This window comes from Paraburkholderia sp. NPDC080076 (assembly GCF_050281145.1).
Lineage (GTDB): Bacteria > Pseudomonadota > Gammaproteobacteria > Burkholderiales > Burkholderiaceae > Paraburkholderia.
The window spans coordinates 1-12,205 of sequence record NZ_JBNNWQ010000007.1; the positions used below are offsets into that span (position 1 = coordinate 1).

Annotated in this window: 14 protein-coding genes and 1 pseudogene; 11 read left to right on the forward strand and 4 right to left on the reverse strand. The window is 60.8% G+C overall.

Going from position 1 to position 12,205, the window contains the following annotated elements; translation table 11 throughout:
* The 7 genes and pseudogenes from ACQKRQ_RS25860 to ACQKRQ_RS25890 form a co-directional block, all read left to right on the forward strand.
* Positions 1 to 252, forward strand: a pseudogene (locus ACQKRQ_RS25860) (NmrA family transcriptional regulator); the annotation flags it as partial.
* A gap of 23 nt (positions 253 to 275) precedes the next feature.
* Positions 276 to 791, forward strand: a complete 516-nt coding sequence (locus tag ACQKRQ_RS25865; RefSeq protein WP_427480313.1) for an Ohr family peroxiredoxin — start codon at positions 276 to 278, stop codon at positions 789 to 791.
* 201 nt (positions 792 to 992) lie between these two features.
* A complete protein-coding gene (locus tag ACQKRQ_RS25870; protein ID WP_427480881.1) occupies positions 993 to 1,973 on the forward strand; it encodes an alpha/beta fold hydrolase in 981 nt (326 codons plus the stop codon).
* Between the two features lie 99 nt (positions 1,974 to 2,072).
* A complete protein-coding gene (locus ACQKRQ_RS25875) occupies positions 2,073 to 2,213 on the forward strand; it encodes a hypothetical protein (protein ID WP_427480315.1) in 141 nt (46 codons plus the stop codon).
* Positions 2,214 to 2,404: 191 nt separating this feature from the next.
* A complete protein-coding gene (locus tag ACQKRQ_RS25880) occupies positions 2,405 to 3,160 on the forward strand; it encodes an SDR family oxidoreductase (RefSeq protein ID WP_427480317.1) in 756 nt (251 codons plus the stop codon).
* Between the two features lie 15 nt (positions 3,161 to 3,175).
* Positions 3,176 to 3,604 carry a cupin domain-containing protein gene (locus ACQKRQ_RS25885; protein ID WP_427480319.1) on the forward strand — a complete coding sequence of 143 codons (429 nt, stop codon included), beginning with the start codon at positions 3,176 to 3,178 and terminating at the stop codon, positions 3,602 to 3,604.
* Positions 3,605 to 4,333: 729 nt separating this feature from the next.
* Positions 4,334 to 5,095, forward strand: a complete 762-nt coding sequence (locus tag ACQKRQ_RS25890) for a hypothetical protein (RefSeq protein WP_427480321.1) — start codon at positions 4,334 to 4,336, stop codon at positions 5,093 to 5,095.
* A gap of 374 nt (positions 5,096 to 5,469) precedes the next feature.
* Here ACQKRQ_RS25890 and ACQKRQ_RS25895 read toward each other — a convergent pair whose 3' ends face one another.
* Positions 5,470 to 5,715 carry a LysR family transcriptional regulator gene (locus ACQKRQ_RS25895; protein WP_427480323.1) on the reverse strand — a complete coding sequence of 82 codons (246 nt, stop codon included), beginning with the start codon at positions 5,713 to 5,715 and terminating at the stop codon, positions 5,470 to 5,472.
* A 137-nt stretch (positions 5,716 to 5,852) separates the two neighbouring features.
* Here ACQKRQ_RS25895 and ACQKRQ_RS25900 point away from each other — a divergent pair, with 137 nt between their 5' ends.
* Together ACQKRQ_RS25900 and wrbA are read left to right on the forward strand one after the other, a co-directional pair.
* On the forward strand, positions 5,853 to 6,803 hold the full coding sequence (locus ACQKRQ_RS25900) for a ring-cleaving dioxygenase (RefSeq protein WP_427480325.1): 951 nt from the start codon (positions 5,853 to 5,855) through the stop codon (positions 6,801 to 6,803).
* Positions 6,804 to 6,820: 17 nt separating this feature from the next.
* Entirely contained in the window at positions 6,821 to 7,447 is a 627-nt protein-coding gene (gene wrbA, locus ACQKRQ_RS25905) for an NAD(P)H:quinone oxidoreductase (RefSeq protein WP_427480327.1), read from the forward strand.
* Positions 7,448 to 7,538: 91 nt separating this feature from the next.
* On the opposite strand, the gene ACQKRQ_RS25910 is transcribed toward wrbA, so the two are convergent.
* The 3 genes from ACQKRQ_RS25910 to ACQKRQ_RS25920 all read right to left on the reverse strand — a co-directional run bounded on the left by ACQKRQ_RS25910 (position 7,539) and on the right by ACQKRQ_RS25920 (position 10,120).
* On the reverse strand, positions 7,539 to 7,931 hold the full coding sequence (locus ACQKRQ_RS25910; protein WP_427480329.1) for a hypothetical protein: 393 nt from the start codon (positions 7,929 to 7,931) through the stop codon (positions 7,539 to 7,541).
* Between the two features lies 1 nt (position 7,932).
* The gene (locus ACQKRQ_RS25915; protein WP_427480331.1) at positions 7,933 to 8,841 is read right to left on the reverse strand and encodes a tryptophan 2,3-dioxygenase; all 909 of its coding nucleotides are present in this window, start codon (positions 8,839 to 8,841) and stop codon (positions 7,933 to 7,935) included.
* A 160-nt stretch (positions 8,842 to 9,001) separates the two neighbouring features.
* Positions 9,002 to 10,120, reverse strand: a complete 1,119-nt coding sequence (locus tag ACQKRQ_RS25920) for an iron-containing alcohol dehydrogenase (RefSeq protein WP_427480333.1) — start codon at positions 10,118 to 10,120, stop codon at positions 9,002 to 9,004.
* A 260-nt stretch (positions 10,121 to 10,380) separates the two neighbouring features.
* Between ACQKRQ_RS25920 and ACQKRQ_RS25925 the strand changes: the two genes are divergently transcribed.
* Entirely contained in the window at positions 10,381 to 11,064 is a 684-nt protein-coding gene (locus ACQKRQ_RS25925; RefSeq protein ID WP_427480883.1) for a nitroreductase, read from the forward strand.
* A gap of 177 nt (positions 11,065 to 11,241) precedes the next feature.
* Positions 11,242 to 12,150: a SphA family protein gene (locus ACQKRQ_RS25930; RefSeq protein WP_427480335.1), complete on the forward strand. Its 909-nt coding sequence runs from the start codon at positions 11,242 to 11,244 to the stop codon at positions 12,148 to 12,150.
* Positions 12,151 to 12,205: the final 55 nt, after the last annotated feature.

Below are 12,205 nucleotides of genomic sequence, written 5' to 3' on the forward strand. Positions count from 1 at the left end.
GTCGCGGACTTTGCGGCGGGCGAACCGCGCAACTGCATCGCGGAGATCGCGGGCCCGGAACGCGTGCGGCTCGCCGGCATGGTGCAGCGTTTCCTCCTGGCAACGCACGATTCGCGCAAGGTCACCGAAGACCCACAGGCCCGTTATTTCGGCGCAAGGTTGCAGGACGACACGCTCGTCCCGGGCGCCAATCCGCGTCTCGGTACGATGAGCTTCGAGGCGTGGTTCGCCCAGACGCAAGCCGCGAAATAAGCCACGAGACGACGAGGCGCGCCATGACCAGGTTGCGTCCACCGCCGCTGACGCTGCTCGACAAGTATCACGGGCGCGACCTCCAAACGCTGTATTCGACCACCGTCACCGTAACCGGCGGGGACGCGGGGCACGGGCGCGCGTCGGGCATCGCCCGTTCTGACGACGGCAATCTCGTAGTCCATTTGCGATTGCCGAGGGCGCTGGGCGGGCCCGGCGGCGGCACCAATCCCGAGCAGCTGTTCGCGGCGGGTTACGCGGCCTGCTTTCATGGCGCGCTGAGTCTGCTTGCGGCACAGGCGAGCATTCCGATTCCCGATGCCTCGGTGCAAGTCACCGTCGATTTTGGCCGTGACCCGATGGACGGTCTGTTCATTCTGAGCGCGCAGACCCGTGTTCGATTGCCAGGTGTCGAGCGTGTTGTCGCCGAAGAACTGGTTCGCAACACCGAACGCTTTTGCCCTTATACCAAGATGGCGCGGCAGGGAATCGAGAATGTCGTCGCGCTGGTGCGGCAGGACGATGCCAACGAATCGTAACGCCGCATGACTGGAGCCTTGCGGGATCTTGAACATGAACAAGATCGACCGCTCCGGTCACAAGGCTGCGGCCTCTTTATCGCACTACGCAGTCAGCAAGCAGCACTCGAGCACATGACGAGATTGCTGGCTGCTTTAGAGCAGTGTGATGAGAGATTGCAGTCCGTTCTTCAACTAAGTATTCACATAAGGAGCAGCATCATGTCGACAAGGGACAAGTTCGCGAGCAGACCGGCGCGTCGCAACGTATTGATTGGCGGCGCCGCTGTCGCTGGAGGATTGGGAGTTTCGCTGCTCTCCGGCACGGCCGAGGCAGCGCGCTCAGGCGCCTCGAATCCTCGCGGCCAGCAGCAGCCGGGGAACTACATCACAGCGAAGGACGGCACGCAGCTTTACTACAAAGATTGGGGCACTGGCCGACCTGTGGTGTTCTGTCATGGCTGGCCACTGAGTTCCGATAGCTGGGAATCGCAGATGATGCTCGTGGCCTCGCACGGCTTTCGTGCCGTCGCTCACGACCGCCGGGGACACGGGCGCTCCGGCCAACCATGGGGCGGCAACGAAATGGATACCTATGCCGACGATCTGGCGACGGTGTTCGATACCCTCAACTTGACCGACGCCATCCTCGTGGGCTTTTCCACCGGCGGAGGGGAAGTGGCCCGCTACGTCGGCCGTCATGGCACGCGTCGCGTGTCGAAGGTCGTTTTCGTATCGGCAGTGCCGCCGCTGATGCTGAAAACCGCCGCGAACCCGGGAGGGCTGCCGATCGACGTATTCGACGGACTCCGTGCGGCTCAACTGGCCAACCGTTCGCAGTTTTACAGAGATGTTGCGTCAGGTCCGTTCTATGGCTTCAACCGGCCGGGCGCCAAACCCTCGCAGGGGTTGATCGATTCGTGGTGGATGCAAGGAATGGAAGGCGGTCAGAAGAACACTTATGACTCGATCAAGGCGTTCTCCGAAACCGATTTCACCGAGGACCTGAAGAAAATCGACGTCCCCACGCTGATCATTCACGGTGACGACGATCAGATCGTGCCCATCGACGCTGCAGGTCGCGCATCGGCAAAGCTAATCAGGAATTCAAAGCTGGTCGTTTATCCCGGCGCCCCTCACGGCTTGACGGACACACACAAGGACAAGTTCAACGCGGACCTGCTGGCGTTCATTCAGAGCTGAAGTCGAGCGCGGCTGCACGAGGCATCTTCCGGACACGCCATGCCTTCCATCGTTTGGCCCATCGGTTAAGCAGTTCATCATGAAATGATGAAACGTGGAATGGATGGCGACTGGCGCAAGCGCAAGAATACAAACTTAGTACGCGAGCCTTTCAAGTTGATGTTCCATTTTCCTGAAGAGCGTCTATGTTTCTATGGTGCGCTGTCCTTTGCGCGCACCACGGGCTTACCGGCCCATTGACGATTCCTGAGGTGCTTCTAGCATCTCGAACGCTACCCGCGGTTCTTGCCGCGGTCCGTAAAAATCCACAATCGGCTTCGACTGTGCCTGGCGCCAACGACTGGAGCAGGGCGATATGCAGCCGGCACCGCGATGGCGCTTCTTTCGGATCTCTTTAGCTTTCTCCAACAATCGACGAATGAGGGTGAATCATGCGAATAGTTATCATCGGCGGCACCGGCCTCATCGGCTCGAAGACCGCCCCAATTCTGCGTCAGGCTGGCCACGACGTTATCGCTGCCTCGCCGAAGAACGGTGTCAACACGCTCACTGGCGAGGGACTCAAGGAAGTCCTCGCCGACGCGCAGGTAGTGGTCGACCTCGCCAATTCGCCGTCGTTCGAAGACAACGCAGTGCTGAAATTCTTCGAAGCATCCGGCCGGAATCTCCACCCAGCCGAGACTGAGGCGGGTGTCCAGCATCATGTCGCGCTGTCGATTGTCGGAAGCGACCGGACGCCCGAGAACGGTTATTTCCGCGCGAAGGTTGCGCAAGAAAAGCTGATCGAGGCTTCCGGCATTCCCTTCACGATCATCCGTTCGACGCAGTTCTACGAATTCCTCGGCGGTATCGCTGATTCCGGCACGGAAGGCAACACTGTGAGGCTTTCACCGGGCCCGTTCCAGCCCATTGCGTCTGACGACGTCGCCGCCTTTGTCGCCGATGTGGCGCTCGGCGCCCCGCGCAACGGCATCGTTGAAATCGCTGGTCCGGAACGCGCGCCGTTTGACGAAATCGTTGCCCGCTATCTGAAAGCGATGGGCGACAAGCGAGAAGTCGTGCGTGACGTGCAGGCTCGTTATTTTGGTGGCCTCGTCGGAGAGCATTCACTCGTGCCACTCGGCGAAGCGCGCCTCGGCCGCATCGGATTCGACGAGTGGTTTCGGCGCTCGCAGGGTAAGCCGTAGTTCCCACGGAAACGTTTGAAAGCAGGTGTACATGAAACACTTTATCTGTGCGTTACTCGTTACCGTCTTACCGTTTGGCAGCTTTGCAGAGACGTCGAACAAAAAAACGCGACGGTGAAGCTCGTCTACCAGCACGACCTACCGAACGTTCCTGGAAAGGGCATCAAGGGTGTGATCGTCGAGTACGGTCCGGGCGGCTACTCGCCCGGCCACACACATCCAAAGTCAGCGTTCATCTATGTGACCGTGCTCGAAGGGGTCATCCGCAGCCAGGTCAATGACGGTGCTGTGACCGTCTACAAAGCCGGGCAAAGCTTCTCGGAACTACCTGGAGATCGGTATGCAATCAGCACAAATGCCAGCGAAACAAAGCCAGCGAAACGCCTCGCGGTGTTCGTGGTGGACACGACTGAGACGGAACTTACGACGCCATTCAGGGATTAGGCACGGCTGGGCGGGTGCTACACCGCCGATTGACGATGCATGCGACTTGTGCCGCTGATTCAACGAGCGCTGCTCGACTGTTCACGCGTGGTCGTCCCTCCAGGGAAGCCGGTAGCTCGACGCGGTTGCCGAAGAAAGTCGATGGTTGAGGCCTTCGGACGCTGGTGATGTGCAGGCATTCGTGCTCGACCCGATCCGCAAGCTCCAGGGGCGTGCCACGTTCTGCCGGACAAGCTGGAGAGGCGCACACGCGAAGGCGATGGGTCGCAACGGTTCGAGCTTGAACCGGAAGTCCGGCTTGGGATCATAGATCCTGATCGCTCTGTCGATCCCCTTGACGAGGTTGACGTACCGTTCGTGAAGCTAATGTTTGCGGTTACGTCGGACGATGGCAATCGCGTGTTTACCGGCGGTTGGGACTCTGACCGCCGGCCAATATGGGCAGATACCCATAGTCGTTGGGGGGCCGTCGAGGACGAGTTTGAGTGAGATATGATCCCTGATTGCCGCCGGGGCGCTCGGCAAATTGAATCTCATCACCAAGGCCGCGATGGTTTCCGGGGAATCCGCTCTAGCGTAACCGTTGACGCGCTGGACGTGTTCCGGGCCGCAAGCGGCAGCACTCAACAGGCACAGCGATCGCACCAGATCAACATCCGAGCGCGAAAGCAGCGGCAAGGCATAAAGAGAAGGTAACCACGCTTATATACAGAAACGGAGAATCGAACGGTGCACCATCTAAGCATTGCCATCATTGTGTTTGCATGCGTGTTTGGTAGCGCCCTGCTCGGATTGTATCTGCACTCTCTGTTGCCAGAGCGCCATCTCAGCGATGAATCGGTCGGCGTCATCAAACTGACGATCGGATTGATAGCCACGATGGCCGCGATAGTGCTTGGGCTGCTGATTTCGTCGGCGAAAAGTTCGTTCGATACCGCGAACGCCGCGGTCGTACGCGACGCCACTGATATCATTCTGCTCGATCGCACACTGGCTCAATATGGGCCGCAGACGCAGGAGATCCGTACCTCGCTGAAGCAGTTCGTCGCCAAGGGAATCCAGAAGGCCACTTCTCGCGACCCCGATCAGTTGGCAAGCCTGCGAAGTCCCGAGGAGCTTAAGCGGGGGGAAAACATTCAACGCACGTTGGCGGAACTTTCGCCGCACAGCGAAGCGCAACGTCGGCTACAGGCGCGCGCCATCCAGATCGCCGGCGAAGGGCTGGCGATGCGTGAGCTTGCGCTGCTGCAAGCAGCAGGCTCAACCCCCATGCCGCTACTGATAACGCTTGTGTTGTGGCTGTGCATCATCTTCGGCTCGTTTGGCCTGTTCACGTCTCCTAACACGACTGTCACCACGACGTTTTTTCTGGGCGCGATATCCACTTCCATTGCAATATTTCTGATCCTGGAAATGAACACGCCACTCGGCGGGATTATCGCTGTATCGCTTGCGCCGTTGCGCGAGGCCCTCACCATGCTTGGCCAGTAGCGAAGCAACGACAAAGACATATGCACAGGTCGTCATAAATACAACGTGGAGGACAGCCACATGCGCGAAGGCTTGGTTGGCTGAGTCGAGTATTGCCTTGGTTTGCTCCGTCGAACCTGGCAGAGAGGTGGAAGTCGGCGTCATTGCTCTCGCGGCAGTAGGCCTTCTACAGGCTCAGAGCCTGACTTAGGAGGTCGGTTCAGCCTGTAGCCATACACTCTTAACCGACGCAACTACGAAGAATCTACGTTTCACAGTACTGCTGGGCTACGGTTATGTCCGCAGCCGGCCACGCGGATCACACCGCTCGGCTCCGCCAGCCGCTGGCGCATGGCCTCTTCTGCAAGCTCGGAACTGCGCAGCATCGCCATGGCTTACTGGTATAACTCCTGGCCCACCTCCGTCATCGCAAATTGCCGCGAGGGCCGGCTGATGAGCCGCACGCGCAGTGAGGCTTCCAGTTCCTTCACACGGTGACTCAGCGTTGACTTCGGCCGCCGGAGCGCCTCGCCAGCCGCAGTGAATCCGCCGCACCCGGGCAAACCTTGGTGCCCTGTCGCGTCTGCGTCCCGACAGCGTCGGGAATTGCATCCCGCGCCACCTCGAGCACCGCGCCTCACAGGGCGGCATTGTCCAGGTTTGCCGAACCCTGCGTACAACCCGTGACGGCTGCCCAAGCGGTATCTACCGTCATAAGCTGTTGCACAGGAGCGGCTATGCGCTGTTTCTACATGCCTATTTCAAACTGGAGAGGACAATGTTAATGCTCAAGGGATTTCATCATCTGACGCTCGGCGTGAGGCACGCACAGGAGGACGTGGACTTCTACGTCAAGCTGCTCGGGCAGAGCCTCGTGAAGAAGACCGTGCTTCTCGACGGCGAGGATCCCATCTACCACCTTTACTATGGCAACGCGAATGGCGATCCAGGGACACTGGTGACGTCGTTTCCGTTCCGTCAGCGGGGCGTCATGGCGCGTCCGGGATCGGGCCAGGTGCGGGTCATCAACTACTCGGTTCCCAAGGGCTCGCTCGAATTCTGGCGTATCCGCTTCGATGCCATGGACGTGCCGTATGACAGCGAGATCGTCGAGCGCTTCGGAGAGCGCCGCCAACGGTTCCAACATCCGTGCGGCATCGAGTTCGATCTCGTCGAGACGGATCTCGATTCGCGTCCGGCTTGCGTGGCCAGCGATATCCCCGAAGCCCATGCCATCCGCGGCGTCCACAGCATCACGCTGTCGCTGCGGGAAGTCGCCGAATCGATCCGCTTCATGAGCGAAGCGATCGGTTTCCGGAACGCAGGCCAGGCGGGATCCTACTACCGCTTCGAGACGTACAACGGCGGCCCGGGAATGATCGTCGAGTTCCTGCATGAGCCGGACCGGCATCAGGGTTCGTCGATCTACGGCGAAGGCACGGTCCACCATGTGGCCTTCGCGGTGGACAACGTGGAACAGCAGGCGATCCTGAAGGAGAGAATGTTTGCCCTGGGCTACATCGATACGTCCGAATCGGTGCACCGCAACTACTTCCGCTCGATGTACTTCAAGATGCCCGGCGGCGTGATGTTCGAGGCGACCACCACCGACATCGGCTTCGCGATCGATGAAAAGCCTGGCCATTTTGGCGAGGAGTTCCAGCTCCCGCCGTGGCTGGCGGATCGCAAGGACGAGCTGCTGGGTCGGCTCGAGCCCATCTCTGTATGACGTTGCCGGGGATCACCATGCAAAAGCCGAAAGTACTGGTTGTTTTCTACTCACGAAACAGCTCCACCGAGATGTTGGCCAAGGCTGTCGCCGAGGGGGCCCTCGAGGCTGGGGCAGAAGTCCGCATGCGGCGTGTGCGGGAGGTTGTCGGCCCCGACGTCATGCGACAGGCGCCGGGCTGGCTCGAGAACGCCACGGAGATGAACGCGAAATACGAGGCGCCGACCGAAGCCGATGCCGAGTGGGCTGACGCCATCGTGTTCGGCACGCCGACGCGGTTCGGGTCGATGTCGGCCGAACTCAAGGCGTATATCGACGGGCTCGGCGGTCTCTGGTTCGCGGGAAAACTGAATGGCAAGGTGGGCTCGGTCTTCGGCTCGACGTCCTCGCGCCACGGCGGCAATGAAGCCACGCTGCTGGCGACTTACGCGCCCATGGCGCACCTGGGCCTGATCATCGTGCCGCTGGGCTATGCCGACGCGGCGATGTTCAAGGCCGGCACCCCGTACGGCGCGACTCACGTCTCGCAGCGTGACGCGGTGAAGCCCGACGACGATCATCTGGCGGTTGCCCGGTTCCAGGGCCGCAGGGTAACGACCGTCGCCCGCGCTTTGCACGTTCAGCCGCAGTCCGTGGCAGCCTGAAAGTAAAAACCTAATCGTAGAAAAGGGCGGAGACTCGCAGTCTCCGCCCGACTCCTGCATCGCCACAGGCCGATGACACGATGGCAACCGCTCAGGCTGGCGCAGTCTCCACGCAGCTCGCCATGGCATCGATCCGGCGCGATGGCGGTAGCAGGTCGTCCCACATCGACGTGAGCCCCAGATACGCCAGCCGCACCAGGTTGACACCCCAAAGCACATCGCCAAGGGCGAACGCGCATCCCGCGAGATACGGGGCTGGTGCGGAACACGGCGTGCGGCCCAGCGCCTCCAACACGCCTTCGACATGATGGCGTGCGGTGCGCTGGCACGCGGCATCGCGGCGGACCGCGATGCCGCCTCGTTCCTTCGCGATCCTGGTGCGACAGGCGGCAACAAGTCCTGCATGTCCGGCATGATTGACGATCATGGACTCGAACGCCGCGATCTTGTGATCGTAGACCGTTTCCATGACCGTCTTGAGCACGTCACTCCGCGGCCCTGGCATTTCCCTGCCCGCGGGCGTGCGGACATACCGCGGGCGGATCGCCGATGAAGCCGCGCGCAGACCAGAGTTCCGGGAACGGGATCTCGTTCATGGTCGGCAGGAGCCAGGCAATGCCTTCGGTGCCGAAGTAGGCTGGCCGGGCACCGAACGTCCGGCGCGTTGCCATGAGGTGCAGGTGCTTCCATTCGGAGAATCCCTCCGCGATGTCGGCCAGCGTCTCGCCGAACTGCTGCAGTTCCCGGTGTTCGTCCGGGTCGGCGTAGACCTCGCGCCAGACGTTCTCGACCACCTTGTCCGGCGTGTAGGGCACACTGAAATCGCGGTCGAGTACCAACGCCGGCACGGCGAAGCCCTTGCGGCTCAGGTGGGCGAGCACGTCGTCATACAGGCTCGGCTCTGCCAGCGCCTTGCTGAGTTGTTCCCAGCGCCGGGGTTGCGGCAGGAAGTGCTGCAGGTGCTCCTCCTGCTTGATGCCGAGCAGGTAGACCATCTGCCGGTACGTCCAGCCCTGGAGGGCGGTGTCCTTGCCGTACTTCGGGCCAACGCAGGACAGGATGGCGAGCAGGTCGACAGGCGTCATCCACGCGATGGAGCGCCATGTGGCATTGAGCGGCTCGTGGTGGGCGACGACGCGCCGCAGCGTCCGGCAGGCCCCGGTCAGGTCATCGGCACGCAATTGCGCCTGCGCGGCCTGTAATTCCTTGATGATCAGCATCCAGTAGAGCTCGGACACCTGCGCCGATACGATCCAGGCGTGCTCGCCGGGATGATCGCTGACCGGGCGTTGCAGCGAGTGGAGCACGTCAGTCTGTAACCAGTCGCTGTATGGCGTATGCCCGGCTGAGGTTCCGGCTGGTGCCGGGGATGCTGGCTTGACGGTATCGTTCACTTAGGTCTCCTCGTGGTGGTGGGGTCAGGCAAGTTCTGTGGAACGGCGACGGTTCGCAGCATCGACTCCATCTGCGTCAGGCGTGTCGCGGTGTTCAGGGCATCGAGCGCGCGGCGCCGGCCGAGGGGATGCGGGAAGCTGTCGGATGGCCGGCCGGTCATTACCACAGGCTCTCCAACAGCGCATCCAGCTTCGTGCCGGCATCCTTGCCAAGGTCGCCGACCTCGGAGGGATAGTTCTGCTTGAGCAGGGCCGCCATCTCAGGAAGCTTCGCCCGATCGAAATCGAGGTCGCCTAGCCGGCTCGGCAATTCCAGTGTGTCCACGGCTGCCTCAATGCGGTCAGCGAGGAATGCGGCGGGCGTGCGGCTGCCACGGTCCGTGGAGAAAATCTCGAGCTTTCGGCCATATGCGTCGGCGCAGGCGCGGATGACGGGGGCCAGCGCAATGCACGATGTCACGCTGTGCGGTACCCCGAACGTCCCGCCGAGGACGTGCCCGATGCGATGGCTCAGGCCGTAGATGACTGAAGCAGGATAGAAGTAACACTGCCACGCGGCGAGCTGAAGCTGCAACAGGTCGTCGGTCGACACGTGGCCGCCCGCGATGGCCTCGGGTGTTTCGAGCTTGCGCGGCCACTTCTCCAGCACGGCAAGGAAGCGCTCGACGCCCCTGGCGGCGAGGATAGCGTGAGGGTGGTCCACGTCGACCCGGCGCATGCCTTCCACCGCATGGTCGATTCCCTTGATGGCCGAACTCAGCAGCAGCGTACGTGGCGTGTCGACAATCATCCTGGGGTCGATCACCACCAGCCTGGGCGTCGTTTCGCGCACGGCATAACTGCGCTTGAACTTCTGGGGACCGTCCGTTTCCGTCACACCGAAGTAGTGAGAGAACTCCGAACCCGACAGGGTCGTCGGAATCGCCGCAATGGGCAGGTAGCGGCCTGTCTGCTGGAGATGCCGGTAGGAGACTGCCTTCGCGGCATCGAGTACAGAGCCGCCGCCGAGGGCGATGATCGATTCCGCATTGGCCTCGATGCATGCACGCAGTCCGTCGCGTACGGCGAAGTCGGGCACATGCGGCGGCAGGCCGGTGAAGGTGCCCACGCCGTCGCCGATGGCAGGCTGCAGGTGCTTGCGGTTCAAGGCCTCAAGGAATTCCACGGTGAACGTCATCGGACGGCGGATGCCGTAGTTCTCCATGGAGGGGGCGACGGTTTTCAGCACGTCGTGTCCCCAGACAATCTCTTCCTGCGGCAAGCATTTCAACTGGTTCATTCCACTTCTCCACCATGTTTTCGTATGCGATCGGGGGCTCCGATCCCGAGTAGGAAGATAGGCGAATCGGGTTCGCGCGTGCGCGCTGGATTTGAGAACAGAGCGTCCAGGATTTTGAACGCCGCACATGTGCGAATGGGGGCCTGTCGTTCGTTGTTTCCGGACGAAGCTTTCAAGTTTTGCCGTCTTCACAAGGCAGGGGACGTGTCTATGATCCTTTCCACCGTAGCTACCCCCACCACGAGAACGGAGACATGAAGATGGAGGCAATCCAGATTACAGAAGAGCTGATTCGCGGACGCCACAGCAAGCGCGGCTTCCTTGACCAGCCTGTGCCGATCGAGACTGTCAGGGACATCCTGTCGGTCGCGAAATACGCGCCGAGTTCGAGCAACACGCAGCCCTGGCGCTGCTATGTACTGACCGGAAAGGCTCGCGAGAAGATTGCGGGAGCCGCGGTCGAGGCGTATCGCGCCGATCCTGAGGGACTGGCTCCCGACTACCCGTTCTTTCCAAAGGAATTGCCGGCGCCATTCTCGTCGCGCTTCAATACGTTTCGCGGGATGCTTGGCGATGCGCAGGGCGTGCACAGGAGCGATATCGTCGGGCGCCGGCGCGACGTCGAACGGCAGTTCCGGTTCTTCGATGCGCCAGTGGGACTGATCTTCACCATGGACCGGCGCCTGGAATGGGCCAGCTTCATCTGCTACGGCTGCTTTCTCCAGAACATCATGCTGGCCGCGCGTGCCCGGGGGCTGGACACGTGCCCGCAGCAGATATGGTCGCTGCAATCGGCGGTCCTTCGTGAAGACCTGGCCATTCCCGACGGGGAGATGATCGTGGCCGGAATGTCACTCGGCTATGCGGACAACAGTATTCCGGAAAACAACATGGAGCTTGGCAAGCTGGAACTGGACGAGTTCGTTTCGTTCGTCGACCACTGACACGCGGAACCGTTCAGGTCGCTCCTTGACCTGGAAAAGCGCGAACAAGCGATAGCCGTCGTTAGCGGTTTCGGCAAGTTGTGAGGATGTCGAATACTGGGCGTAGGCGCGCTCAACCGGCTGATGCGAATGCCCAGAGCCCTCAGCCGAAAAAGACAATAAAGAGACGGAGGAGACGTGATTAAAGTGCCCGCAAGATTTTTGGCGGTGATTGCGCTCGCATGCTCGCCGGCCTCGAACGTCGAGGCAACCGAGAATGGACAGACCAGTTACCCTATGGGCGTCAATACCGTATTGAATGGAATATTGCCGCCGCCTGGTGAAACCCAATTTTACAATTACACGCTCTACTACGATGCCAGAAAGTTCGCCGGCCCGAATGGAAAAAGCCTTCTGCCCGGGTTCCAGTTGAACGCGTTCGTTGACGCACCGCGTGTCATTCACACATGGGGCACCACCCTCGGGCCCTTTACTGTGTCCAGTGGTGTAATCGTCCCGATCGTTCATCTCCGAGTGGACACCCCAGGCGGCAGCGGCGAGCGCAATGGAATTGGAGACATCATCCTGGAGCCGTGGCTGATTGGTTATTCAAGTCCATCGCGAACATTCTTCGCCTTCCTCGCCACAGATATTGCAGTGCCGAGCGGGTCCTACTCCGCCAACCGGGTGGCGAACACTGGCCGGAATACATATGCCCTGATGCCGCACCTCAGTACGACCTGGTTCCCCACACCCGCAGTTGAAGTCTCGACCACCACGCTCGTAGAGATCAGTTCACCGAATTCAGCGACTCGATATCATTCTGGCGCGGTTGCAGCACTTGAGTATCTTGTTGGCTATTCGCTTAACAGTAAGTTCCAGCTCGGGCTTCAGGGATATCTGCTGAAGCAGTTCACCGATGACAAAGTCAACGGCACGCCCATACCAGGGGATGGGTTTCGCGGAAGAGCTGTCGCGGTCGGGCCGCAACTACGATACATGTGGTCGCCGGCGGCTGGCATTGTGTTCAAGTATCAGCGCGAGTTCGCCGTGCAGAATCGGCCGCAAGGCGACAAGTTCTGGGTTGAACTTTGCTTCCCTCTTTGATCAGAATGAGGCGACGTTCGAAGCGAATATGCGGCTTGCCGAACCCGGCAAGCCG

Excerpts from the sequence above, each read along its gene's own strand:
- ACQKRQ_RS25880 (WP_427480317.1), top strand. The coding sequence starts at position 2,405 with ATGCGAATAGTTATCATCGGCGGCACCGGCCTCATCGGCTCGAAGACC.
- ACQKRQ_RS25870 (WP_427480881.1), top strand. The coding sequence starts at position 993 with ATGTCGACAAGGGACAAGTTCGCGAGCAGACCGGCGCGTCGCAACGTA.
- ACQKRQ_RS25920 (WP_427480333.1), bottom strand. The coding sequence starts at position 10,120 with ATGAACCAGTTGAAATGCTTGCCGCAGGAAGAGATTGTCTGGGGACAC.
- ACQKRQ_RS25925 (WP_427480883.1), top strand. The coding sequence starts at position 10,381 with ATGGAGGCAATCCAGATTACAGAAGAGCTGATTCGCGGACGCCACAGC.
- wrbA (WP_427480327.1), top strand. The coding sequence starts at position 6,821 with ATGCAAAAGCCGAAAGTACTGGTTGTTTTCTACTCACGAAACAGCTCC.
- ACQKRQ_RS25875 (WP_427480315.1), top strand. The coding sequence starts at position 2,073 with ATGGATGGCGACTGGCGCAAGCGCAAGAATACAAACTTAGTACGCGAG.
- ACQKRQ_RS25900 (WP_427480325.1), top strand. The coding sequence starts at position 5,853 with ATGTTAATGCTCAAGGGATTTCATCATCTGACGCTCGGCGTGAGGCAC.
- ACQKRQ_RS25865 (WP_427480313.1), top strand. The coding sequence starts at position 276 with ATGACCAGGTTGCGTCCACCGCCGCTGACGCTGCTCGACAAGTATCAC.